This window comes from Bacillus cereus group sp. BfR-BA-01349, assembly GCF_022663795.1.
Taxonomy (GTDB): Bacteria; Bacillota; Bacilli; order Bacillales; family Bacillaceae_G; genus Bacillus_A; species Bacillus_A cereus.
In genome coordinates this window covers 15,899-39,823 of the sequence record NZ_JAKUGE010000054.1, presented here as the reverse complement: position 1 = coordinate 39,823, position 23,925 = coordinate 15,899, and the positions used below count along the sequence as shown (strand labels likewise).

Here is a 23,925-nt window from a genome sequence, read left to right as displayed (position 1 = left end):
TTTTATTTTATCTTTTGAAGAAAATTTAGCCATAAAAAATGCACCTCCAATTGTTAGTTATGTGTCTAACAATTGGGGTGCACTTCAAAATTGATAGTCTTTAGTCGTCGCTACGCTGCATACCAGTATACATTAATACGAGACGTAATAATTCAAATACCGCTACAGCTGCAGCTGCTACATATGTTAATGCTGCCGCATTTAATACTTTACGAGCTTGCCCATATTCATCTGTTGATACAATACCTAACGCTTCAATTTGTTGCATTGCGCGCTTTGACGCATCAAACTCAACTGGCAATGTAACGAGCTGGAACACAACACCTGCTGCCATTAAAATGATACCTAATAACAACAAACCAGACATTTGTGCAAATATACCGATTAGGACGAAAATCCAAGACATATTCGAACCAAAGTTTGCAACTGGCACTAACGAATGACGAACGCGCATAAATTTATAATCTTTTGCATCTTGAATTGCGTGTCCTACTTCGTGTGCTGCAACTGCTGTACCAGCAACTGAATGTCCATAATAGTTATCTGTTGATAATCGAACCGTCTTAGCGGTTGGATCATAATGGTCTGATAAATGACCTGGTGTTTCTTCTACAGCTACGTTGTATAATCCATTTTCATCTAAAATTTTTCGAGCCACTTCCGCTCCTGTCATACCTGATGTTGAATAAACTTGTGAATACTTGCTATAGGCACTACGTACTCTTGACTGTGCATACAACGGTATGATCATTATGATCGCGAAGTAAATTAAATAAAACATCATGAACCTCCATTGAAGTTTTAATTATAGTACTTCTCATTCTATTTTCTTCTGCCACTATTGTCAATGAATAAACCTTACAATCCATATCTTTATTTATTGCATTATCTATTTTTAGAATGTACATTACTTTTTCTTTTTTCTCTCTCTCCTTTATACTTTCTCCATCCAACATAAGTTAATGTGAATAAAATAAGTCCCCCAGTAATTGTCATAAACCAAATGAGAGAGGGTGCAATTTCATCTTTTTTTACTGTGTGAAATATCTTTTGCAAATCCCCTTTAATAATCCCTAATTGCATTTGGCCGCCTTTCGTTTTTAACATAACGTTACGAAATTCATCTAAATAAGATAAATGAACATTTACACGCTGAACCTCGTTTTCTGGCAAAGCAATCATTAAGCTTGGATAAATAATATTGAATTCATTTAAAAACGTATTTAACGTTTGTTGAAACTGCCCAGCATCTTCTTTTTCCATCGCTTTTTCCATTTGAGAAAAGGCATCCATTACTTTCCTTTCTCTTTCCATCCAAAGTGGTTGATATTTCGATACTTGTGCATCAACAGCAAGTTGTAATGCCAGCACATTATCAATTTTAGCTTGCTTACCTAAACCTTCTTCAGAGAGCGATTGTTGCGCCTTATCGTAAGCTAAAGAAATAACTCTAACTTGATCTGGTGTTACTTCCTGCTTCTTTTCATTCCCCTTTATTAAAAATTGCTCCGAGAAATGTTGTAATACTTGTACCGCTTTTTCATCTTCATTACGCTTCACTAACTGTAACGAGTCGTCTAACAACCCTGTTAGCTCATTCCACTCTTCAGCATATATACGTAACGGAAACATTATAATTAGAAATGCTATCAATCCAATTAATGTTCTCTTCATCCCGGTCCCCCCTATAACTACTAGTACAAAATATGTTAATTTGGACAAGAATAGAACAGAACTAGACCGAAAAATATATTATCATTTTACAAAGAAAAAAATTCTCTTTAAGCAGAGAATTTTTTCTGTGACATCCTTTTCTTTTTTACGAAATATCGATATAAACTGTAACAAAGTATACTACCACCTAAAATGAATAATAAAATAGCACACGCAGCATGCATAAAGAACTCTTCTGGTAACATTAATATAATTGGATCTTTTTCAGGATCAAAAACCCAATAATCATTACTAAATAAAAGTTTATGGAATAATACAAAACTCTTTTCAAAATTAATAGCAATTGGTAACATAAGCGCTATCGGAAAAATGATTGTTAAAATCGATCCATGCAGTAAAAACTTTTCATTTTTCTTTTTTAATAAATAAATTCCGCCTATCACTGCAATCATAATTGTCGCATACATCACATATTGAATCTTTACTAAAATATTTTTAACATCTACAAAATGAATACGGCCATTTGTGGACATATCTAATGTTGGCAAATGTAATGCTCCGTCATAAAACGGGGATAAATATGTAATAAGCACATCGTAATTTCTTTTAATTTCATCCTTCGTCATATCCGCTAAATCAGGAATATTTAAAAAATCAATTTCAAAATAATACAGCCATTTTCCATACACAACTGCCGTTGTTGCGAGTGCAAAAATAGAAAATGCTATGCTATATGAAACAACTAAAGTAATCAATCGATCCAATATTTTTGTACCACTCTTATTTTTCTCCATGTTCTCCCCCTAAATGTTCTAACCATCATAAAGAAAATTGTTTCCTTTGCTCACGTAAGCAACAATAATATGTAATACATAGTACAGCAATACTTAACCAAAACGTAAAATAACCAATTTCCTCTACAAACAAATGCATAATTCCATATCGCGGCATTTGCCAAAATAAATAATCAATTGCATCGTTATGCAACGTCCACACAGCTGCTACTATAAAATGCCATTTTTTTATACGATAGAATGGAGCATATAAAAATCCTTGTACTGCCATCGCAAAGTGCGAAAGCATTAACATGTAGCCCATAAGGCCAATAGGCCCTTTTACGTAAATCATAATCCCGTTTACAACAACAGCCCAAATACCATATTTTATTAAAGTTACAATCGCTAACGCTTCTATTAATCCCCAGTTTCTCTTTGCCAAAAAAGCAATTAAAACAAAGACAAAAAAGAGACTCGCCATAGGACTATCTGGTACAAACGGCCAAAATATAGGTGACGTTTCTTTCAATTGATTTCCGTACCATATAAATCCGTAAATTGTACCTAATATGTTAACAATTAATAAAAATAATAATACCGAGCGTTGTCTTAACATTGCATACAAGTACACCAATCCGTATGTCCAACACCTTTCAAGCAAAGTAATTCATTCATTAAATCCTACTCTATTATAACAAACTTCATCCAACTAAATAGAAAAGCTGACTACAAATTTTGTAGTCAGCTTTTTATTATTTTTTATTATACTTTGCAACGAATTCCGAAAGCTTCTTCAGTTCCTCATCCGTACCTTTAAATACACCTTTAGGCATTGAACCTTTTCCCTCTTTCGCAATTTTAGCAATTTCTTCTGGCTTTAAAGTTAAGTTTTGCAGTGCCGGTGCTGCTGCCCCGCCCTGTAAATTGTCACCATGACATGTTAAACAAGTATTTTTTTGCATTAATTTATAGCCATCATCATTTTTATCAACTGGCGCTGTTTTTACAATTGCTCCTTGTTTTTTTGCAGCTTCCCAGTCGTGGTGTGCTACAGATTCCCAAGTTAAAAAAATAATCGATGCAATTGCTAAAAGCATAAATCCCGTTGCCACAGGACGCTTCAATGGACGTCTTTCTGGACCTCGATCAAGAAATGGAGCTAACAGTAATGCTCCAAACGCAATCCCTGGCATAATAAATGCTCCAATTACAGTAAATGAACCGGAAGCATAAGAATACTTTAATAACTGATACAAGAATAAGAAATACCAATCTGGAAGTGGTATATATCCAGCATCAGTTGGGTCCGCCATTCTCTCAAGCGGCGACGGATGCGCCACTGTTAAACATAAATAACCGATTAAAAAAACTGCACCAACCATCCATTCTTTTAACAAGAAGTTCGGCCAAAATGCTTCTGTTTTCCCTGGGTATTCAGAATAGTCTTTTGGAATATTTGGTTTCCGAGCTACTGGTACCCGAGAATCTCCTACAAACTTCATCCCTTTGCCGCGATGCATAATCTCCCTCCTTTTGTTCTTTCCCCTTTAATTTAGCAATCTCTTATAGTGGACCGGAAATACCTTGTTTGCGAATCATGATGAAGTGGAAGGCCATTAAACCTAGAAGTGCTGCTGGTAAGAAGAAGACGTGAATAGCAAAGAAGCGAGTTAATGTTTGAGCGCCAACAATTTCGGAATGACCAGCGAGTAATGTTTTAATACAAGGACCAATGAGCGGTGTTTGCTCTGCAATTTGAATCCCTACTTTTGTAGCAAATAAAGCTTTCATATCCCACGGCAATAAATATCCGGTAAAACCAAGACCTAACATAACAAAGAAAATAAGAACACCAACAATCCAGTTTAACTCACGGGGCTTTTTATACGCACCTTGGAAGAAAACTCTGAGTGTATGTAAAAACATCATTACAATTACGAGACTAGCACCCCAGTGGTGCATACCACGAACAATTTGCCCATAAGCAACTTCATTTTGTAAATAGTAAACTGATTCCCAAGCATTTTTAATATCAGGCACATAATACATCGTCAAAAACATTCCAGATAAAATTTGAATTACAGTAACGAAAAAGGTAAGTCCTCCAAAGCAATAGACGAATGCAGAGAAGTGATGTGCCGGGTTTACATGTTCAGGTACTTCATGATCAGCGATATCACGCCATATTGGTGTAATATCCAATCTTTCATCCACCCAATCATAAATTTTATTTAACATCTACTTTGCACCCCCTCTTGGCTTCGCTTTTCCTAGATACAGCGTTCCATCTTTCACTTTAGACTCGTACACATCAAGCGGAGCAAGGGGTGGCGTACCTTTAATGTTAATCCCATCTTTTGTATAACGCCCCCCGTGACATGGGCAAAAGAATTGATTCGGATGTGCTTTGTCCGAATTCCAGTTAACTGTACATCCTAAATGTTTACATACTGGAGAGAACGCAACAATGTCTCCGCTTTCATCTTTATGAACCCAAGCCGATTTTGGTTCTTCAGACTTGTACCAACCATCAACCTGCTTCACTTTAAAATCGAAACGCTTCGGCTCTGTTGTAATATCCTTTACTTGCGCAACAGCAACCATATCTGTTCCCGCTTCTTTTCTTAACACCGGATCAAGCGCAAATCGCGTCATCGGCATTAAAATACCGGCAGCCATAAAGCCTCCTACCCCTGTGAGTGTGTAATTTAAAAATTGTCTTCTTGACACGCGATGTTCTTTGTCGCTCACGAAAAATTCCCCCCTCTATCAGAAATTGTCCCCTCGTGATAAATTATATAAAAAATAAAAACTAGGACACTATCATGATATAATACGCTCATGCACAGGTCAATATCATACTACTCATAATAACAAGAACTTTCTGTTTATTGCGAGTTTCCCCATTTCTCTTCCAACATCACCATTATATTTTTTATATGCGCATGAATAACTTCTCTTTTTGCTTGATCACTAAATTGTTCTAACGCTAATGAAGGAAACCAAAATAAATCTCCCTGTAACTCTTGCATATCCTCTTTCCATGAAAAATCACTTGTAACATAAGCAATATGCTTAAAACCTTCACTTCGTAAATGATTTGTCCATTCTTGCAAACGACCTTTTTCATTCTTTTGACTTTCTACCAAATACGTAAACGCAGGCAGTAAAAGCACTCTTCCTTTATACTCTCTTTCCAATTCCGTGCTCAACAATTCGATAAATTCGCCTTGTTCTACAACCATTTTCATTTCTTTTGCTGCCGAAATTGATAACAGCGGTATTACTCCTGTATCAACATACTCTCTTGCTTGCTCAAACTGTTCTACATCTTTTACAATCCACTTCAAATCCCTTCCCTCCTTCACTTACAAATGACAGAACTTTCACTTTATATATATTAAACCACACTAAAAGAGGTAAAAAAAGAAAAACTACCCAATATAGGTAGTTTTTCTTGATAAAAGTCTGAAATTTGTAAAAATTAATTAATCCAAATAAATTCTATAAAGTCTTTAACTCTGCCGTTAATCTATGAAACGCTTCCTTATCTTGCTTATCTAACGCTTCATCAATTTGTTTCAAAAGGCGTTCTCTCCTAAACGAAAATACACTTTCTTCCAAAAACCTTTCTGCAAGTAAACGATCTTTTTCATTTACTTCAATATGCTTTGGTAGATATGGGTTTTCTTCTAATACAGCTACATAATTCGCATTTTGAAACGATGATTTAAAGTTGAGTTGAATATAAATATCCTCATCTCGATTTAAACGAATATCATGAAACGATTTTTCTGCATCTGTTGTCATAACATTTTGTTTAAAAAAGTGAAACGGTGTGTCTTTCACACAATTCGCTGACATCACTAAGCCACGCGGACAATATTTTGCATGCTCTACGAAGTGGACTTTATGCATCAATTGGTCGTGACTCATTAAATAATTCAGAATCCATACACATTCACGCTGTTTCAGTTGGTAATTATTCAAAAACCATTTTACAAAATCCTTCTTCTCGTTTACAGAAACAGGGGTATTCATAGCAATTAAGTCCCTCCTCTGTCTTTCTCTTTTCTTTTTAGATTCAAGAAGCGGCATTCAGTTTCCTTCCAACTTATGAAAAATCCTCTAAATTATATAACAACTCTTCAATATGAATTTGTGTCGGGTCTAGTTGTAATAACTGGGTAAATACTTCTTTCGCCTCTTTTCGTTTTCCTTCTTCCAATAAGAAATAACCGTACTCTTCTAAGAAGTCTGGATGATTCTTAAAAGAAGTATATGCACTTTCATAGTGTTTTAATGCATCCGAATACATTTCTAATTGTTTTTTTGCATACGCAAGATCCCAAAGTAGTTGTGTATCTGGTTCTCCACTATCAATAGCACGCTCTACAATTGCAATTAACTCTTCGTACTTTTCTTGTTCTTTTAAGATATATGCATATTTTAATGTTGCACCTAAATGCCCTGGATCTAACTCAAGCGCTTTTTGAAGAACTTCCTCTGCTTCTACTATTTTTCCTAATTTCGCCGCAATGTTCGCTAACTCTACATAAAATGGAACTGAAAGCTCATCTACTTTAATTCCTTCATGAAGCGTTTCATAGCTTTCTTGAAGCATTCCTTCTTTTTCATAGCTTTTCGCTAAATACATGTACAGTGATGCGTACTCAGGGTCTAATTCTTTTAGTTCTTGCCAAGCACCAATTGCTCTCTGATATTCTTCACCTTGGTATAATGTAAAGGCATATCCAAATAATGAGTGAATATCTTTTTGTTCCTCTAGGCCTGCTTCATAATAAGAAATCGCTTCTTCCCAGTTTCCGATCGCGCTTAACGTTTCTGCGAGGCGAAGTGCGATCACAACACCACCCATTACTTTATGTTCCGCTAATAGCGATTCATAATAAGTAATTGCCTTTTGTTCTTCACCTTTACTACTATATAATTCTGCTAACCCAAACGTAATAACAGGTTCATCAGGCATCATTTCTTTCGCCTTTAATAGTTTTTGCTCTGCTACATCATCAAAACCTTGCATTTGGAATAAATCTGCAACAAGTAATAACGATTGAACATATAAATCGTCATTTTCTGGAATATCATGAAGCACTTCAATCGCTTCATCTTCTTTATCTAGATCAATATATAATTCTGCTAAAAATACAGTGAATTCACTTTCTTCTGGATACAGTAAACGTAAGTCTTCAGTAATTGCTAATGCCTCATCTGTAAATCCAAGCGTATGATAGTAACGAGCGATATCATACTTCTCTTCATCATTCGCAATTTTTAATTGTTCTTTTAATAATTGTAATCCTTTTTCCGCTTCACCATTTTCAATATATGAAACAGCTTGTTCAAACTTTTGCATAAACGTCTCCTTTAATTCTTAAAAATATTCTCTTCTGTTCATTTATCATAAGCAACTCACTGTTAGAACGCAACCTTTAGAATGAGCATGCTTCTTCTTATACTTCTTCTTACAGAGTAGTTAATTGTTCAAAAGGTTCGGATATGACACCGATACCTTATCATCATCTTCTATTGTACCGCTTTCTTTTATGACCGTGCAAATAACTTCTCTCACTAATTATCGAGCCATACAAACCGTGGTTTACAGAATAACTTAATTAGCAGTCTTCAACCTTTATTTTGAATGCGATAAAAAAGGCTCCTATACTAGGAGCCTTCACAATCTCTTAAGAATATGTTTCTTCTTTCTGTACTTGCTCATTTACAAGCTCTTTCAGCAACTCTATAATTTCATCATTTTCTTCCTTCAAACCGACAGTAATACGAATACCATCATCGATACCAAATGCAGCACCAGAACGAACGATATATCCTTTTTTCATTAATCGTTCAAAAGCTTCATTACCCGGTATACCAAGTTTTAAGAAAATGAAATTTGTTTGAGATGGATAATAGAATACGTTATATTCTTTACAAAATGCATAATACTGATTTAAACCTTCAGCATTCTTTTGCACACAATCTTGTAAAAAGGCTTGATCTTCTAATGCAGCGAGTGCTACAGATTGGGCTACAGTTGATGTATTAAATGGTAACCTAGCTACTTCTAGCTGTCCGATTAACTTCGCATCCCCAATCGCATATCCGATACGAAAAGCAGCTAAACCATATGCTTTTGAAAACGTGCGTAAAACCATAAGATTTTCATACTTTTCAAGAAGTGGTAATGTTTGCGGATAGTCTTCTGCTTCCGCGTATTCATAATATGCTTCGTCCATAATAACGAGAGCCGACTTAGGAACTGATTCTAAAAATGAAAGTAATTTTTGTTTCTCAACATATGTACCTGTTGGATTATTCGGATTACAAATCCATACAATTTTCGTTTTCTCATCTACTTGCTCTAGCATTGCATCTAAATCGTGAATACCATCTTTAAGTGATACTTCACGAACTTCTGCTCCTTCAATAACAGCATGGTGATGATATTGTGAAAACGTAGGCTTCGCCATTACAACGTTTGTTCCTTCATGTAGTAACGCTCGGCTAATCATTTGAATGACTTCATCTAATCCACTACCAAATAGTAGTTGTTCTGCTTTTACACCTAAATGTTCCGCTACTTTTGTCCGAAGTTCAAAGGCATATCCATCTGGATAAAGGGCATATTGGCTCGCTAAAGAAGTTAATGCTTCTGTCACACGTGCTGAACAACCGAATGGATTTTCGTTGGATGCTAATTTCACAATTTTTGATAAACCATATTCTCTTTTTACTTCTTCAATGTTTTTCCCAAGCACATACGCTCTCAAAGTTAACAATTGCTCTTTCACTCTCATTTTTCTTCCCCCAGTCATTTCATTCAATTTGATTACAATACGGTTATAGCCCCTTACTGTAATCTTTTGTCATAACCGTCACTATTACGAGAATACCTCTAAATGAGCACTTCACAGCACTTCGCTATCATTTTAAACCATATCTTTTTGAAATGCCTCTAACGCAATATGAACAGTCTCATCTGAAATAGATACGACATTCACTACCCCATATTCCTGCATAAGCACCATATGAATTGCTCCTGCATTTGCTTTCTTATCTTGTTTCATCAATTGAACGAGGCGCTCTACATTCAAATCTCTTGGCATTTTTGGATAGCCGTATTTCAAGAACCACTGCTTCATATCTTCATAAGCAAGATCAACCTTGTACACTTGCTCACTTAAAAATATGGCGAATAACATTCCAACCGCTACACCGTCACCGTGAGTAATATTTCCATACCCTAGCTCTTTTTCAAGAGCATGTCCTAACGTATGTCCAAAGTTCAAATGAGCACGTACACCCTTCTCTGTTTCATCTTGTGACACAACATTTGCCTTTACAGGAATCGCCTTCGTTAATATATGGATTAACTTCTCATCATGAAGATCCGCTAATGTTTGCACTTCTTCTTTTAACCAATGGTATAGCTCCACATCACCGATAAGAGCATGCTTTATCACCTCTGCATAACCTGAACGCCACTCTTTTTCAGGAAGAGACTGTAAAAACGGTGTATGATATACAACTGCTTCTGGCTGATGGAATGCACCAATCATATTTTTACCTAACGGATGGTTAATCGCGACTTTCCCACCCACTGCGCTATCGTGCGCTAATAAAGTTGTCGGAACCTGCACAAAGCGAATACCACGCATAAACGATGCAGCAACAAAACCAGCTAAATCTCCAATCATTCCGCCTCCAAGTGCAAGAATTAAAGAATTTCTATCTAATTTATTTTCAAGAGCTGACGTATGAGCCGCATAGAAATTTTCGAAAGACTTCTCCTTTTCGCCACTTGGTACAACAAACGAAAACACGTGCTGCTCTACTTGTAATGCATCGATAACTGTCTGTAAATGTAGTGATGCAACAGCTTCATCTGAAATGATCATTACGTTAGATACCGCTGGCTGCATATTTTGAACGATCGTTGTTAAGTTTGACAACGCTTCTTTACCAACATGTACATCATATTCTTTTGATTTCGTTTGAATATGTATGTTTCCCATTAAAATCCCCTCGCATATTCATTATGTTTCTCAATATTTTCACGAATTAGTTCCATACGATCTAATCCGAATTGTTCTATTAAAGCTGTCGCTAATTCCCAAGCCACAACCGCTTCTGCAACGACACTAGCTGCTGGCACTGCACAACTATCTGAACGTTCAATGCTCGCTGTAAAAGGCTCTTTCGTATCAATATCTACACTTTGAAGAGGTTTATAAAGTGTAGGTATCGGTTTCATCACACCGCGCACAACAATTGGCATTCCAGTCGTCATACCGCCTTCTAGTCCACCTGCATTATTTGTTCTTCGTGTATATCCATGCTCCTCATCCCACAGAATTTCATCATGAACTTCACTTCCTGGTCTATGCGCTGCTTCAAAACCAATTCCAATCTCGACACCTTTAAAAGCATTAATACTCATAATTGCAGCTGCTAATTTCGCATCCAGTTTTCGATCATAATGCACGTAGCTACCTACTCCAATTGGCATCCCTTCCACACTTACTTCAACGATTCCACCGATTGAATCACCATTTGCTTTCGCATCATCAATTGCTTTCATCATTTGGTTACCAGCTTCTTCATCTAAGCAACGTACAGGAGATGCTTCTGTAATACTCTTTAATTCTTCAATTGAACTATACGTAATCTCCTTAGCTTGTACACCGCCAATTTCAATTACATGGCCCGCCACTTTAATACCAAGTTCTGCTAACACCTTTTTAGCAACCGCACCAGCAGCAACACGCACCGTCGTTTCGCGCGCTGACGAGCGTTCCAGTACATTCCTCATATCTCTATGACCATATTTAATCGCACCATTTAAATCAGCATGCCCAGGCCTTGGTTTTGTCACTTTCCTTTTCATCTCTTTTTCTTCTTGCTCAGTTAAAGGCTCCGCCCCCATAATTTTTGTCCAGTGTGCAAAATCACGATTTTCAACAACAAGTGCAATAGGGGAACCTAATGTTTCTCCATGTCTAACACCACTTAAAATTTGCACTTGATCCGTTTCAATTTGCATGCGTCTACCGCGCCCATATCCCTTTTGCCTTCTAGCTAACTCTTCGTTTATATCATCTGCTACTAAAGACAATCCTGCCGGAACACCTTCTATAATCGTTGTAAGTTGTGGACCATGAGATTCACCAGCTGTAATATATCGCATACGTTATTCCTCTTTTCGTATATGTATTTATCTCACTATATTAACTTTTATCATTCTAAAAATATTAAAGAAATTATATCATAAATCGACCATTTTCTTATTCTATATTTCCGATAGGCCTAATTTAAATATCAACATATCATAACAGCTCAAACTTCGTAACTAACTGAAAATAAAAAAAGTGCAAGAAGAATACCCCTATTCTCCTTGCACTTTTTACTATTATCACAGTGATTAAAGCGTTTACAAATTATTTCAAAATAATTAGTAAATCCATTCATTCATTAATTTTGAGTAGTCAACTAATTCTTCTTCTTTAAAGAAAATAGCAATCTCGCGCTCTGCGCTTTCTAAAGAATCAGAACCATGGATAATGTTTTTCGCAACAGTTACACCGAAATCTCCACGAATTGTTCCAGGAGCTGCTTCATGTGGTCTTGTTTTCCCCATCATGTTACGCGCTGTATCTACTACACCTTCACCTTGCCATACCATTGCGAACACAGGTCCAGATGTAATAAAGTCTACTAACTCACCAAAGAAAGGTTTTTCCTTATGCTCAGCGTAGTGTTGTCCAGCAATTTCCGGAGTGACTTGCATTAATTTTGCACCAACTAATTGAAAGCCTTTTTTCTCAAAACGAGCTACAATTTCCCCAATGAAGGCACGTTGTACACCGTCTGGTTTTACCATTAGAAATGTTTTTTCCATAAAAAATCTCTCCACTTCTGAATTATGTATGTAATTGTATATCCCCACACACATATTATCACCCTTATCACAATTGTGCAATAGTTTTGAAATAGAGAGATTATTTTATTTTTTAGAATAAACATTAAAATTTTCGTTTTCCAATATACTTTGCAACATTTTGTAATGCGTACTTTGCTTTTCCACGTGGAAGTGGTTTTATTATTTCTAAAGCTTTATGTAAATAACGTTCACTAAACGCAAATGCTTGATCAATTGCTGTACTATTTTTTACAGCATCAATAATTTCTTGCATTTCACTTGCTGTTGAATTTTCATGTACAGATGTGATTTTCTGACGAAGTACTGGATCTTCCATCGCATATAAAGCAGGAAGTGTAATATTCCCTTGTAGTAAATCTCCGCCAGCAGGTTTTCCAAGTTTCTCTTCTGTGGAAACGAAGTCTAAAATGTCATCAATAATTTGATAAGACATCCCTACAAAATACCCATACCAAAATAGACGATTTACCGTATCACGATTAGCACCAGCAGCAATCGCTCCCAATTGACAACTCGCGGCAATTAATAATGCTGTTTTTCGCTTTATTCTTCTTAAATACGTTCTTAAATTTTGGTCATAATTGTATTTATCTTTAATTTGTTCAATTTCACCTTTACAGACTTCTAAAATAGTATGTGATAACGCTTGATGCGCCTCTGGAATTTCGATATTTGTTATACATTCAAGAGACTTAGCGAACAGATAGTCCCCTGTATACATCGCAATACGATCTCCCCATTTCGCATTCACAGTCGCACTGCCGCGTCGTAAAAATGCAGCATCAATAACATCATCGTGAACAAGAGAAGCCATATGAATAAGTTCTAACGCAACAGCAACATGCTTAATCGCATCTAACTTATAATCTCCAAATTTCCCTGCAAGCAACACAAATACAGGACGAATTCGTTTCCCACCAGCTTCAATAAGCTGTAATGCTGCCTCTTCTACTAATGGCTGTTCAGAAGCGACTGTCTTTTTTAATTCTTTTTCTATCACATTAATATCCGATCGTAAAAAAGAGTACATAAGTTGTAACTTCATATTGTTCACCTTAACCTAAAACTTCTTTTTTCTATTTTGATTCTGGTTTAATACCTAAATGCATCGCTGCTACCCCGAAAGTAAATGGTTTCACTTGCACACGTTCAAGTCCAGCTTGCTCAAACATTTGAGCCAATTCTTTCATCCCTGGGAACGTACTAGCAGATTCTTGAAGCCATGAATATTCTTTATAACTTTTCGCAAACATCTTTCCAAATAACGGCATGATATATTTAAAGTATAAAATATACCCTTGTCGAAAACCAATCATTGTTGGTTGAGATGTTTCTAAACAGATTACTTTTCCACCTGGTTTTACTACACGTGTCATTTCTTTTAATACGTGCATATAATCCGGTACGTTACGTAACCCAAACCCAATCGTCACATAATCAAACGTATTATCTTCAAACGGAAGTTCCATTGCATTCCCATGTAGAAGTTCTACTTGTTTTAATTGTAACGCCTCTACCTTTTGCTTACCGACAGATAACATATTTTCACTGAAATCTAAGCCAACAACCTTTCCTTGTTCACCTACGGCTCCAGCTAGCGCAATTGTCCAATCTGCGGTTCCACAGCATACATCAAGCGCTTGACTACCTGGTTGTACATCCATAATTCGCATCGTTTCTTTACGCCACGCTTTATGTCTTTGAAAACTAATTACAGAATTCATCACATCGTATTTATCAGAAATCTTTTCAAATACGTCATGTACTCTTTCTTCTTTTGATTGTTGCATGCTCGTACCTTCTTCCAATGTAAAATTGCTTATGTCTTCTATTTATTCCTTAACACAGAATTTATTTCATTTATGTCTGTGTGATTTTCTAAAAATTGTTTTTCTTTCTTTCTCAATTCCTTCATCCAACCATTAATCACTACTTCTGCTTTATCCCCTAAAGCATCTTGCATAGCTTGAAAAACAGGTGAATGTTGCTTATCAGCATACAATTGAATTTCTTTTTGAAGGCGATTTCCACCTAATACGTATGTAATAAATGGCTTCCAATGTGATAAATGAAAATGATCACATGTTTTTTGAAGGAGCGCAGACTCAATCGCTACTACGCTTTTCATTATGTCATCCGTCGTTTCATGCGCTTTTTGGTATAACATAATTTTGTGTTCATTTATCTCTTTAATTCCTTCAGCAAGTGCACGAATTAAAACAATATCACGATTCATAGACAATAAATAATAATATAGTCCACTATAGTAATCGCCTGCAAGTACTGTTAATTGACGACATTTATGGAATTCAATCTCTTCCTCGCCTGCTTTATTTGATACCCTTTCATGCGTATCAAGCGCAATTTGTACAAGCATAATTGTTACTACGTAATGCTCAATTTGTTCTATATGTAAGTTTGCACTCTTTAAAGCACCATATAACAATGCTATCTTTTCTTCATCAATAAATGGTTCTTCAATATAGTTTATAAAGTAAGGATGGCGTAATTTCTCCATCAATTTTTCTTTTATACCCGCATACCCTCCGTAGATGTCACACACAAAAAATCACCCTTGTTTTCTAATTCATAAAACTTATTATAACACATACACTCTATTTTCTATAACCAAAACTTGGCTACACCTACCATTCATGTAAGCAATCTTTCTAATCTCACTCTGTCTAGTTAAAACTATATCATTTATTTACTAAAAAAAAAAAGAAAAGCAGTTTCCCGCTTTTCTTTACTTCGTTTTAATAAACGATAAAATTTCACTGCGCGCTGCAGCATCATTTTCAAGCACACCACGCACTGCTGTCGTTACTGTTTTCGCACCTGGTTTTTTTACACCACGCATCGTCATACACATATGTTCTGCTTCTACTACTACCATTACACCATGAGGCTCTAGTACTTCCATAATAGAGTTCGCTACTGTTGATGTAATACGTTCTTGCAGTTGTGGGCGACGTGCAATTGTATCTACGGTACGAGCTAATTTACTTAACCCTGTCACCTTTCCACCTTGCGGAATATATGCAACGTGAGCAACTCCATAGAATGGAACTAAATGATGCTCACACATCGAATAAAATGGTATATCTTTTACTAGTACAAGCTCTTCGTGATCTTCTCCGAATACTTTATGCAAATGCTCTTTCGGATCTTCATGCATACCTGAGAACACTTCTGCGTACATTTTTGCAACACGCTTTGGTGTATCAAGTACTCCCTCACGATTTGGGTCATCCCCAATCGCCTCTAAAATAAGGCGTACTGCATGTTCAATTTGTTCTAAATTAACTTTTGCCATCCGCTAGCCCTCCCGAAAACCTAAAAGTGATACGAACACATTCTAGCATATTTATGTTTTTAAAAGCAAAAAGAAGAGTTCCCAAAAAGGAAACTCTTCTTCCCTGTTAATATGTAAGGATTATTTAACCGCATCTTTTAACGCTTTACCAGGTTTGAATGCAGGTACTTTACTTGCAGCGATTTCAATCTCCTCACCTGTTTGTGGGTTACGACCTTTACGAGCCGCACGCTCACGAACTTCGAAGTTACCGAATCCGATCAGTTGTACTTTATCACCTTGTTTTAAAGCTTCTAAGATAGAATCAAAAACAGCGTCTACTGCTTTTGTTGCGTCCTTTTTAGAAAGGGAACTTGCTTCTGCAACAGCATTGATTAAATCTGTCTTGTTCATGCCATTCACCTCCTCCCAAAGATAAGACTGTATAATGATCATAAAATGAGTCTTACTTTCATTTGTAGGCAATTTTTGCAAATTCTATACTACAAAGATGTAGATAAATCATTATCAACGCCTATATTATACGATTCTCCTTTATAATTCAATATTTTTAAGGAAATTGTTACTCTGAAAATGTGAAAATCTGATGAAACTTGACAATTTACAACAATGTATTAGATAATGACTGTTTATTTTTCTATTTTATAATCAAAAAAACAAAAAATCCCTCTACAGTGAGAGGGATTTTTTCTTATAGTATAATCGCAATTAATCCGCCAGATCCTTCATTAATAATTCTTTCTAGCGTTTCTTTTAATTTATATCTAGCATTTTCTGGCATTAAAGATAATTTCGCCTGAATTCCTTCTCGAACAATCGAGCTAAGTGAACGTCCAAATATATCAGAATTCCAAATTGATAACGGGTCATCTTCAAAATCTTGCATTAAATAACGAACTAATTCTTCACTTTGCTTTTCAGTACCAATAATCGGCTCAAACGTTGACTCTACATCTACTTTAATCATATGAATAGATGGCGCTACCGCTTTTAACTTCACACCAAACCTTGAACCGTGACGAATAATTTCTGGCTCATCTAAGCTCATATCCGCTAATGCAGGCGCTGCTACACCATATCCTGTTTGCTTAACCATACGCAGTGCATCCGCCACTTGATCGTACTCTATTTTCGCATGAGATAAATCGAGCATAAGCTTTAATAAATGATCTTTCCCTCGAATTTCTACTCCTACTACTTCTTTTAAAATCTGATCATATAATTCATCTGGCGCATATAAATCAATCTCCGCCACACCTTGCCCCATATCAATGCCAGCTAGGCTCGCTCGATCAATAAATTCATATTGACTAAACTGCCAAACAACGCGATCCACATCACGAAGACGTTTTATATCCTTCACAGTTTCTTGAACTGCTTCTTGATAACTTTGACGCAACCAATGCCCTTCATTTAGCACCATTACCCAGCTCGGAAGGTTCACATTCACTTCTAATACAGGGAATTCAAATAGCGCTTCACGAAGTACATTATATACATCTGTTTCTCTTAAACTCTCCACACTCATTGCAATAACCGGGATATCATATTCTTCTGATAAACTTTGGCGTAATTGCTCTGTATCTGGATGATACGGCTGTACCGTATTAATTATCATAATGAAAGGTTTTCCTACTTCTTTCAACTCATTTACAACGCGTTCTTCTGCCTCTATATAATCTCTTCTTGGAATTTCACCAATTGTTCCATCTGTTGTAATTACAACACCAATTGTTGAATGTTCTTGAATTACTTTACGCGTGCCGATTTCTGCAGCTTCATGGAATGGAATAGGTTCTTCATACCAAGGGGTATTAATCATGCGCGGGCCATTCTCATCTTCATAGCCCTTCGCTCCAGGAACCGTATATCCAACACAATCTACTAATCGAATATTCACTTCAAGTCCTTCATCTACTTCGATAGAAACCGCTTGGTTTGGAACAAACTTCGGTTCCGTCGTCATAATTGTACGACCAGCAGCACTTTGAGGCAATTCATCCTGCGCTCTTTGACGGTCAGACTCATTCTCAATATTTGGAATAACTACAAGTTCCATAAATTTTTTAATGAATGTTGATTTCCCTGTTCGAACAGCTCCTACAACTCCAAAATAAATATCACCGCCTGTTCGTTCTGCAATATCTTTAAAAATATCTACCTTTTCCAAGTGATTCCCTCCCTCAAAATTTTTGGGAATAATTCCGCGTTTATAGTCAACTAATACCTTCTCTAACGTTGCCTATAATATCTGATATAATATAATGGTATTCTAGAAGTTCGGACAATATATCATATAATTTTGTCCAATTTCATATGACTATTAAAAAATATCTTTTGTTTGCATCGTAAGTTGTATAACATAAAAAACCTTTCTTCTAGAACTTATTCACTAAAAGAAAGGTTCATGACTTATCATTTTAAAAAAATTGGTTCTCCGTCCTTTACTGTGTACGGTAAAGAATAAGCTGGTACAAACGGGGAACCTTTCGAAAGTATATTTCGAATATCTTCTCCCTCCGCAAACTGCCCTTCATTTCTTTTCAAAGCGTCATATAAGTCGATTCTATAATCAACAAAAACTTCTCCTTTTTCATTAATTACAAAAGGAAGTCCTTTACCAGAATATGGACTTGTCACTTGTGGCACATCTTTATATCCTAGTTTTTTGAAATCCAATTCATATACACCATCTGAAATTACTTTTTTAAAAGGTGGATATTGATGTTCATCACGATACATCCTAAGCTTTAAAGATAGTTCCTGAATTTGTTCAGCTATCCTAACATCAATTAACTTTACTGTTGGATTTGTTTCAACGTCTATTAATACATATTGGTATACTCCTCCACTTTCATACGCATTCCCTGGCGCTTCTTGTATGTAACGCGGGGCAATCTGTTGAAAATCGATTGGATACTTTTGATAAATAGGTGTACTCATATCCCTCGTCTTAATTGGCAATATCCCATCATTTTGCTCCTTAAATGTCACAACAGCTTTTTGAACAACCTGTAGCTGATCTTCATAAGGAACCGCATTTTGCTTCATATTTTCTTTCGGATACAGACACCCCGTTAAAAGGCTCATACAACAAAATATTAAAATAATATGGAATTTTTTCACTACCATCACCTTTTCTTACTAATCTAACTTGCTCCGTATGTAGTATTTTCGAGACCATTCCATTTACTGCTGTACAGGTCCACTAAATACAACAAGAAAAATAACAATTCCTGACACAATCATAAGGGTGTACGCTACTAACGCTGTAATCCCTTTCAAAAATTTATTCTTTATTTTATGTCTACTTAATAAAATAAAACTTACTGCAAAAAACATAAATCCAATTGCCCCTAAAGCTAACCACATTTTCATAAGCCCTTCTGACATATACACACCCCTTTTTATTAATCTATTTTTATACTATTTTAACAAATTAAAATCTTTAAACAAATACAAAAAGAACTTTTTACTACAAATTGCGAATATGTAACTTTAATCAATAGGTTTTCCAGCATTTCTCACCAATCTAGACAAAAATAAAACCGAAGCGATTGTATCTCTCGCTTCGGTTGACCAAATATGCCCAAAAACAGCTCTATTCCCATTCTTTCATGGCTATCATATGCAATCTACAAACTCTTTGTTTCTCATAATTTATTTTTTAAACATTTTGCTTAACGAGCCAAAATCTGTTGGCATATTATTATTAATAATCGCTTTTACAATTTGATCCTCTTGCTCTTTCGGCACTTCACGTCCCGCCATAAGAGCCACTTGATGAATTAATTGACGAAGTACAGTTTCATCACGTAAATTCGCATTTTGCACGGATGATGCTAATTTAAAAATATCCTCTTTATTTACTTTCGCTTCCTTCTCAATATTATTAAAAATGTTATTATCCATTCTTTTCACCCTCTCCTCAAGTTACTCTTCATCCTATGCAAAAATGAAAAAATGGTGAAAAGACCCAAAAAATAAAAAAAGCGATAGAAGTACAAATGTACTTCTGTCGCTTTTCTTTACAGTAAATCAGGTATAGCTTCCACTTCATGTTTTCGAACACGCCCCATCAATGAGCCTACCGCATCTTTTACGTTATTCCCATTGAACAGCACGTCATATAAAGCAGCTGTAATCGGCATTTCAACTTCCATTTTCTCTGCCAATTCATGAGCAGCTTTCGTTGTTCTTACACCTTCCACAACCATACCCATACTTTCTAACACTTCTTCTAAAGAGTGTCCTTTTCCAAGCATATTTCCAGCGCGCCAATTTCGGCTATGAACACTTGTACACGTTACAATTAAGTCTCCCATACCAGTTAGACCAGCAAACGTTAACGGATTCCCGCCCATTTTTCTTCCTAAACGAGCAATCTCTGTTAAACCACGTGTCATCAATGCCGCCTTTGCATTATCACCTAATCCAAGACCATCAGTTATACCAGCAGCTAATGCGATAATATTTTTTAACGCACCACCAAGTTCAACTCCAACGATATCTGGATTTGTGTATACACGGAAATAACTATTCATAAATAAATCTTGTACTTCCTCAGCCGCTTCCATACGCTTTGCTGCAGACGTAACTGTTGTCGCTTGTCGTAAACCGACTTCTTCAGCATGACTCGGTCCAGACAGTACAACAACATCTTTAATTAAATGCTCTGGAATTTCTTCCTCAATCACTTCCGAAATACGTTTTGACGTACCAGGTTCAATTCCTTTGCTCGCATGAATCCAAGTAATTGGTTCAGTAACAATTTCTTTCATCTCTTGTAATACATCTCTGTACGCTTTCGTTGGTACTACTAGCAGTACTGTATTTACATCTACTAATGCTTCTTCTAAAGAAGAGTAGGCTACGATTGTGCTTGGCAATGTAATGCCTGGGAGATATCGACTATTCTCATGTTTCGTATTAATTTCATCCATAAGTTCTGGGCGATTTCCCCAAATACGTACATCATGTCCATTGTCAGCTAATACCATCGCTAACGCTGTTCCCCAGCTACCTGCTCCTACTACTGTGATTTTTGTCATAAAATCACATCCTCTCCATTAGTCTCTTGCTCTAGCGATAATGTGAATCGGTGTTCCTACGAAGCCAAATGATTCACGTAAGCGATTCTTTAAGAAACGCTCATATGAGAAGTGCAATAATTCTGGATCGTTTACAAACACAACAAATGTCGGTGGTTTTACCGCAACTTGTGTTGCATAGAAAATTTTCAGACGGCTACCATTATGAGTTGGCGTCGGATTCATCGCTACCGCATCCATAATTACATCGTTTAATACGTTCGTTTGAATACGGATACTATGACTTTCATTTACCTCATCGATAATCGGTATTAATGTTTGTGTACGTTTTCTTGTTTTTGCAGATAAGAAAACAATTGGTGCGTATTCTAAGAATTGGAAATGAGCACGGATATTTTCTTCAAATGCTTTCATTGTTTTCTCGTCTTTTTTCACTGCATCCCATTTATTTACAACGATAACAACAGCTCGCCCTGAATCATGAGCATATCCAGCGATTTTTTTATCTTGCTCAATAATTCCTTCTTCACCATCTAAAACGACTAAAACAACGTCAGAACGTTCAATCGCTCTTAGCGCACGAAGTACACTATATTTTTCTGTACTTTCATACACTTTTCCTTTTTTACGCATACCAGCTGTATCAATAATTACATAATCTTTTCCATCTTTACTATATGGTGTATCGACAGCATCACGAGTTGTTCCTGCTACATTACTAACAATTACACGCTCTTGACCAAGAAGAGCATTTACAAGTGATGATTTCCCTACGTTTGGACGTCCAATTAAAGAGAAACGAATTGTGTCTTCATCATATCCGTCTTCTTCAATCTTTGGAAAATGTTGTGCAGCTTCGTCTAGTAAGTCACCTAATCCTAATCCGTGTGTACCTGAAATTGGGAATGGTTCGCCAAATCCTAATGCATAAAAGTCATAAATGTCACTGCGCATTTCCGGATTGTCCACTTTATTTACTGCAAGTACAACCGGTTTATTTGAACGATATAAAATTTTTGCAACTTCTTCATCAGCTGCTGTTACACCGTCACGACCGTTTGTCATAAAAATGATAACATCCGCTTCATCAATTGCTACTTCAGCTTGTTGACGAATTTGTGTCAAAAACGGCTCGTCTCCAATATCAATTCCGCCCGTATCAATAATGTTAAATTCATGATTTAACCATTCTCCAGCGCTATAAATACGATCGCGCGTTACACCTGGAATATCTTCTACGATTGAAACTCTTTCTCCAACAATTCTATTGAAAATAGTAGATTTCCCTACGTTCGGGCGACCTACTATCGCTATTACTGGTTTCGGCATATACTTTCATCCTTTCAACTTGCTTCTGTTTATTATGTAAAAAACCCTTCTTTGTGCAAGAAGGGATTTGCATTCCAGAATATTTCTCAACGTATCAAAACACCTCACATTATAGCACACGTTGCTAATGTTTCACAATAATATATACATTCTCTTGTAAGCGATGTGCAATACCATCTAAAATTGCCTCTAAATTATTTGCAATAAATTCTAGTTCCTCTGTCGATTCACAAACGAATAAAGGAGCACCACCTGCAAATTTTTCTGGAGTCGTTGTTATAACTGCCAGAATAACACTTTCTAACATCATCTCTTATCTCCCCTTCCTTTCGGGGCTTCCGATGACATATGGACAGCACTTTCTAACGTTGGTACATTTCCTATGACACCTATCGCTTTCTCTGCATCTTGATCTTGCGGCAGTACAAAAATCCCAACCCTGCCATCCTCTAAATCACGCTTTGCTAACGGTACAAGCGCTGGTGTACCAGAATCTCTATAAATCCCTAACGCTACTGAAACATCGTGTAAAATAGCTTGTCGTTGCCCTAAATTTGAGATTGTAACCATCGCATCAATTGATTTCGGCTTTAAAATAAAACCCATACCATATTTCATAATTTCTTCTTGTCTTGCTGGCAATCCAATATTCATAATGTAAATATTGTCAATATAAAGCCCTGCTCCTTCAAAACGAAGCGGAACGTGCTCAATTTCAACAAGATCATGCAGCCTTTTACCAGACATTAATTTTTTCGCGATAAAAAATGCGATTATAGCCATAATTACTCCTGCAATCCATGAACGGAATCCTATATACGCAAACGTCGTTGCAAACGACGTTAACATTGCCAAATAGTTGCGACTTTCAAAAACCAATGCAATTCCTTCAATGTATGTATTTCCACGCGGTACGAGCTCATACCCATCTAATTGTTGAAGCGTATTTCTTTCCATATTACGTACATCACGAAATTGTGTCGCTGCTAACGTAAGAAATGTAATGGCAGAAAAATCTTTTTTCAAAATAGACGGGATTGCAATCGCTCCTAAAGCAGCTGCAATTAACCCCATTGCAATATGAATAATTTTCCCATGCAGCCTCGTCGGATATTGCCGCGTATCCGTCCGAAGCATTAGCACCCTTGTAACTGTCCCCGCTATTACGCCGCATAAAATGGCTGGTGTATATTCAGTCATGTATTACCCTCGCCTTTCTTTTACGTGTTTTTCTCTTAAACCGTTCCATGTATACTGATGCTTTTGCACTCCAAAACAATACTGCCATGAATAATGTAGAAACGGCGACGATATCAAAAAATGCTAAACTACCGTAATCATATGGGAAATTCAATTTCCTAAAAATAAATGTCACTAGCAGCTCTCCTTGTAACATCCCTACATATAGAGAACATAATCGTAATATGCGATCCCCATGCAATAACACCGATGCATACACAAGAGCACTACTTAGCAGAAACACTCTATCCACCACAATCCAAATCGGATCATATATTTCTAACAGATGAAAACTTGTATATAACATTGCAATAATAAGTGCCGAAAGTAAGCTATATAATTTTTTCCAGACAGAATATAGCGTGATCCCTATAAAAGAAATAATACAAAGTAAAAGAGCATTTACTGATACCACGAATGAGGCAATCGTTACATGTAACGGAGAGCATATTATAAAAATCAGTATACAAGCGCCTAACTTCCACCGAATAAGGTCCTTTTTCATAAAAAAGGTTACAATGATCCACCCTATCCAAGCTACAAAATAAAAAGTACTTCCATCCATCAACTTCACCTCCT

28 protein-coding genes are annotated in these 23,925 nt (G+C 36.3%); all 28 read right to left on the bottom strand.

Annotated features, from left to right (window positions below):
- Positions 1-100: 100 nt before the first annotated feature.
- The 28 genes from MR169_RS23375 to MR169_RS23240 all read right to left on the bottom strand — a co-directional run bounded on the left by MR169_RS23375 (position 101) and on the right by MR169_RS23240 (position 23,911).
- Complete coding sequence (locus tag MR169_RS23375) at positions 101-784, bottom strand: zinc metallopeptidase (RefSeq protein ID WP_058839490.1); 684 nt, start codon at positions 782-784, stop codon at positions 101-103.
- 101 nt (positions 785-885) lie between these two features.
- Complete coding sequence (gene ypjB / locus MR169_RS23370) at positions 886-1,674, bottom strand: sporulation protein YpjB (RefSeq protein WP_000831584.1); 789 nt, start codon at positions 1,672-1,674, stop codon at positions 886-888.
- 107 nt (positions 1,675-1,781) lie between these two features.
- The gene (lit, locus tag MR169_RS23365; RefSeq protein ID WP_000414377.1) at positions 1,782-2,468 is read right to left on the bottom strand and encodes a lipoprotein intramolecular transacylase Lit; all 687 of its coding nucleotides are present in this window, start codon (positions 2,466-2,468) and stop codon (positions 1,782-1,784) included.
- Positions 2,469-2,493: 25 nt separating this feature from the next.
- A complete protein-coding gene (gene lhaT, locus MR169_RS23360) occupies positions 2,494-3,084 on the bottom strand; it encodes a lipoprotein heptaprenylglyceryl N-acetyltransferase LhaT (protein ID WP_025967075.1) in 591 nt (196 codons plus the stop codon).
- A gap of 118 nt (positions 3,085-3,202) precedes the next feature.
- On the bottom strand, positions 3,203-3,970 hold the full coding sequence (gene qcrC / locus MR169_RS23355; RefSeq protein WP_000554603.1) for a menaquinol-cytochrome c reductase cytochrome b/c subunit: 768 nt from the start codon (positions 3,968-3,970) through the stop codon (positions 3,203-3,205).
- 43 nt (positions 3,971-4,013) lie between these two features.
- On the bottom strand, positions 4,014-4,688 hold the full coding sequence (gene qcrB, locus MR169_RS23350; RefSeq protein WP_242320105.1) for a menaquinol-cytochrome c reductase cytochrome b subunit: 675 nt from the start codon (positions 4,686-4,688) through the stop codon (positions 4,014-4,016).
- Positions 4,689-5,201: a menaquinol-cytochrome c reductase iron-sulfur subunit gene (qcrA, locus tag MR169_RS23345; protein WP_001280593.1), complete on the bottom strand. Its 513-nt coding sequence runs from the start codon at positions 5,199-5,201 to the stop codon at positions 4,689-4,691. It abuts the gene before it with no gap.
- Between the two features lie 137 nt (positions 5,202-5,338).
- A complete protein-coding gene (locus MR169_RS23340; protein ID WP_000871314.1) occupies positions 5,339-5,800 on the bottom strand; it encodes a YpiF family protein in 462 nt (153 codons plus the stop codon).
- 154 nt (positions 5,801-5,954) lie between these two features.
- Entirely contained in the window at positions 5,955-6,491 is a 537-nt protein-coding gene (locus MR169_RS23335) for a ReoY family proteolytic degradation factor (protein WP_001095925.1), read from the bottom strand.
- A gap of 73 nt (positions 6,492-6,564) precedes the next feature.
- On the bottom strand, positions 6,565-7,827 hold the full coding sequence (locus tag MR169_RS23330; RefSeq protein WP_001168671.1) for a tetratricopeptide repeat protein: 1,263 nt from the start codon (positions 7,825-7,827) through the stop codon (positions 6,565-6,567).
- Positions 7,828-8,155: 328 nt separating this feature from the next.
- Complete coding sequence (gene hisC / locus MR169_RS23325) at positions 8,156-9,268, bottom strand: histidinol-phosphate transaminase (protein WP_242320104.1); 1,113 nt, start codon at positions 9,266-9,268, stop codon at positions 8,156-8,158.
- 132 nt (positions 9,269-9,400) lie between these two features.
- The gene (gene aroB / locus MR169_RS23320) at positions 9,401-10,486 is read right to left on the bottom strand and encodes a 3-dehydroquinate synthase (RefSeq protein ID WP_000526812.1); all 1,086 of its coding nucleotides are present in this window, start codon (positions 10,484-10,486) and stop codon (positions 9,401-9,403) included.
- Positions 10,486-11,658: a chorismate synthase gene (aroC, locus tag MR169_RS23315; protein WP_242320103.1), complete on the bottom strand. Its 1,173-nt coding sequence runs from the start codon at positions 11,656-11,658 to the stop codon at positions 10,486-10,488. The genes aroB and aroC overlap by 1 nt, the downstream gene beginning before the upstream one ends.
- Before the next feature lie 264 nt (positions 11,659-11,922).
- Entirely contained in the window at positions 11,923-12,369 is a 447-nt protein-coding gene (gene ndk, locus MR169_RS23310; RefSeq protein ID WP_000415883.1) for a nucleoside-diphosphate kinase, read from the bottom strand.
- 124 nt (positions 12,370-12,493) lie between these two features.
- The gene (gene hepT / locus MR169_RS23305; protein ID WP_000776077.1) at positions 12,494-13,456 is read right to left on the bottom strand and encodes a heptaprenyl diphosphate synthase component II; all 963 of its coding nucleotides are present in this window, start codon (positions 13,454-13,456) and stop codon (positions 12,494-12,496) included.
- 31 nt (positions 13,457-13,487) lie between these two features.
- Positions 13,488-14,201, bottom strand: coding sequence for a 2-heptaprenyl-1,4-naphthoquinone methyltransferase (gene menG, locus MR169_RS23300; RefSeq protein WP_001187674.1), 714 nt, complete (start codon positions 14,199-14,201; stop codon positions 13,488-13,490).
- A gap of 38 nt (positions 14,202-14,239) precedes the next feature.
- Positions 14,240-14,974, bottom strand: a complete 735-nt coding sequence (locus tag MR169_RS23295) for a heptaprenyl diphosphate synthase component 1 (RefSeq protein WP_000332850.1) — start codon at positions 14,972-14,974, stop codon at positions 14,240-14,242.
- Positions 14,975-15,157: 183 nt separating this feature from the next.
- Entirely contained in the window at positions 15,158-15,727 is a 570-nt protein-coding gene (folE, locus tag MR169_RS23290) for a GTP cyclohydrolase I FolE (protein ID WP_001151482.1), read from the bottom strand.
- A 120-nt stretch (positions 15,728-15,847) separates the two neighbouring features.
- The gene (locus MR169_RS23285) at positions 15,848-16,120 is read right to left on the bottom strand and encodes an HU family DNA-binding protein (RefSeq protein WP_001043860.1); all 273 of its coding nucleotides are present in this window, start codon (positions 16,118-16,120) and stop codon (positions 15,848-15,850) included.
- 298 nt (positions 16,121-16,418) lie between these two features.
- Positions 16,419-17,897, bottom strand: coding sequence for a stage IV sporulation protein A (spoIVA, locus tag MR169_RS23280; protein ID WP_000416519.1), 1,479 nt, complete (start codon positions 17,895-17,897; stop codon positions 16,419-16,421).
- Positions 17,898-18,142: 245 nt separating this feature from the next.
- Entirely contained in the window at positions 18,143-18,853 is a 711-nt protein-coding gene (locus tag MR169_RS23275) for a hypothetical protein (RefSeq protein ID WP_000713405.1), read from the bottom strand.
- A gap of 63 nt (positions 18,854-18,916) precedes the next feature.
- The gene (locus MR169_RS23270; protein ID WP_001289004.1) at positions 18,917-19,120 is read right to left on the bottom strand and encodes a DUF2768 domain-containing protein; all 204 of its coding nucleotides are present in this window, start codon (positions 19,118-19,120) and stop codon (positions 18,917-18,919) included.
- A 267-nt stretch (positions 19,121-19,387) separates the two neighbouring features.
- Positions 19,388-19,639: a stage VI sporulation protein F gene (locus MR169_RS23265; RefSeq protein ID WP_000369754.1), complete on the bottom strand. Its 252-nt coding sequence runs from the start codon at positions 19,637-19,639 to the stop codon at positions 19,388-19,390.
- A gap of 116 nt (positions 19,640-19,755) precedes the next feature.
- Positions 19,756-20,778 carry an NAD(P)H-dependent glycerol-3-phosphate dehydrogenase gene (locus MR169_RS23260; protein WP_000161763.1) on the bottom strand — a complete coding sequence of 341 codons (1,023 nt, stop codon included), beginning with the start codon at positions 20,776-20,778 and terminating at the stop codon, positions 19,756-19,758.
- A gap of 18 nt (positions 20,779-20,796) precedes the next feature.
- Complete coding sequence (der, locus tag MR169_RS23255; protein ID WP_242320102.1) at positions 20,797-22,107, bottom strand: ribosome biogenesis GTPase Der; 1,311 nt, start codon at positions 22,105-22,107, stop codon at positions 20,797-20,799.
- A gap of 124 nt (positions 22,108-22,231) precedes the next feature.
- A complete protein-coding gene (locus MR169_RS23250; RefSeq protein ID WP_000979058.1) occupies positions 22,232-22,417 on the bottom strand; it encodes a capping complex subunit for YIEGIA in 186 nt (61 codons plus the stop codon).
- Complete coding sequence (locus MR169_RS23245) at positions 22,414-23,307, bottom strand: YIEGIA family protein (protein ID WP_000141596.1); 894 nt, start codon at positions 23,305-23,307, stop codon at positions 22,414-22,416. Before MR169_RS23245 ends, MR169_RS23250 begins: the two co-directional genes overlap by 4 nt.
- Positions 23,300-23,911: a YphA family membrane protein gene (locus tag MR169_RS23240; protein ID WP_000349096.1), complete on the bottom strand. Its 612-nt coding sequence runs from the start codon at positions 23,909-23,911 to the stop codon at positions 23,300-23,302. The genes MR169_RS23245 and MR169_RS23240 overlap by 8 nt, the downstream gene beginning before the upstream one ends.
- Between the last annotated feature and the right edge of the window lie 14 nt (positions 23,912-23,925).

Bases quoted from the DNA above. Each gene is read 5' to 3' on its own strand.
- MR169_RS23285 (WP_001043860.1), bottom strand. From the start codon at position 16,120: ATGAACAAGACAGATTTAATCAATGCTGTTGCAGAAGCAAGTTCCCTT.
- aroC (WP_242320103.1), bottom strand. From the start codon at position 11,658: ATGCGATATATTACAGCTGGTGAATCTCATGGTCCACAACTTACAACG.
- lit (WP_000414377.1), bottom strand. From the start codon at position 2,468: ATGGAGAAAAATAAGAGTGGTACAAAAATATTGGATCGATTGATTACT.
- MR169_RS23260 (WP_000161763.1), bottom strand. From the start codon at position 20,778: ATGACAAAAATCACAGTAGTAGGAGCAGGTAGCTGGGGAACAGCGTTA.
- MR169_RS23335 (WP_001095925.1), bottom strand. From the start codon at position 6,491: ATGAATACCCCTGTTTCTGTAAACGAGAAGAAGGATTTTGTAAAATGG.
- ndk (WP_000415883.1), bottom strand. From the start codon at position 12,369: ATGGAAAAAACATTTCTAATGGTAAAACCAGACGGTGTACAACGTGCC.
- MR169_RS23245 (WP_000141596.1), bottom strand. From the start codon at position 23,307: ATGACTGAATATACACCAGCCATTTTATGCGGCGTAATAGCGGGGACA.
- menG (WP_001187674.1), bottom strand. From the start codon at position 14,201: ATGCAACAATCAAAAGAAGAAAGAGTACATGACGTATTTGAAAAGATT.
- ypjB (WP_000831584.1), bottom strand. From the start codon at position 1,674: ATGAAGAGAACATTAATTGGATTGATAGCATTTCTAATTATAATGTTT.
- MR169_RS23265 (WP_000369754.1), bottom strand. From the start codon at position 19,639: ATGGATAATAACATTTTTAATAATATTGAGAAGGAAGCGAAAGTAAAT.
- aroB (WP_000526812.1), bottom strand. From the start codon at position 10,486: ATGGGAAACATACATATTCAAACGAAATCAAAAGAATATGATGTACAT.
- qcrB (WP_242320105.1), bottom strand. From the start codon at position 4,688: ATGTTAAATAAAATTTATGATTGGGTGGATGAAAGATTGGATATTACA.
- MR169_RS23270 (WP_001289004.1), bottom strand. From the start codon at position 19,120: ATGTCAGAAGGGCTTATGAAAATGTGGTTAGCTTTAGGGGCAATTGGA.
- MR169_RS23250 (WP_000979058.1), bottom strand. From the start codon at position 22,417: ATGATGTTAGAAAGTGTTATTCTGGCAGTTATAACAACGACTCCAGAA.
- hepT (WP_000776077.1), bottom strand. From the start codon at position 13,456: ATGAAGTTACAACTTATGTACTCTTTTTTACGATCGGATATTAATGTG.
- MR169_RS23375 (WP_058839490.1), bottom strand. From the start codon at position 784: ATGATGTTTTATTTAATTTACTTCGCGATCATAATGATCATACCGTTG.
- hisC (WP_242320104.1), bottom strand. From the start codon at position 9,268: ATGAGAGTGAAAGAGCAATTGTTAACTTTGAGAGCGTATGTGCTTGGG.
- qcrC (WP_000554603.1), bottom strand. From the start codon at position 3,970: ATGCATCGCGGCAAAGGGATGAAGTTTGTAGGAGATTCTCGGGTACCA.
- MR169_RS23330 (WP_001168671.1), bottom strand. From the start codon at position 7,827: ATGCAAAAGTTTGAACAAGCTGTTTCATATATTGAAAATGGTGAAGCG.
- der (WP_242320102.1), bottom strand. From the start codon at position 22,107: ATGCCGAAACCAGTAATAGCGATAGTAGGTCGCCCGAACGTAGGGAAA.
- MR169_RS23240 (WP_000349096.1), bottom strand. From the start codon at position 23,911: ATGGATGGAAGTACTTTTTATTTTGTAGCTTGGATAGGGTGGATCATT.
- folE (WP_001151482.1), bottom strand. From the start codon at position 15,727: ATGGCAAAAGTTAATTTAGAACAAATTGAACATGCAGTACGCCTTATT.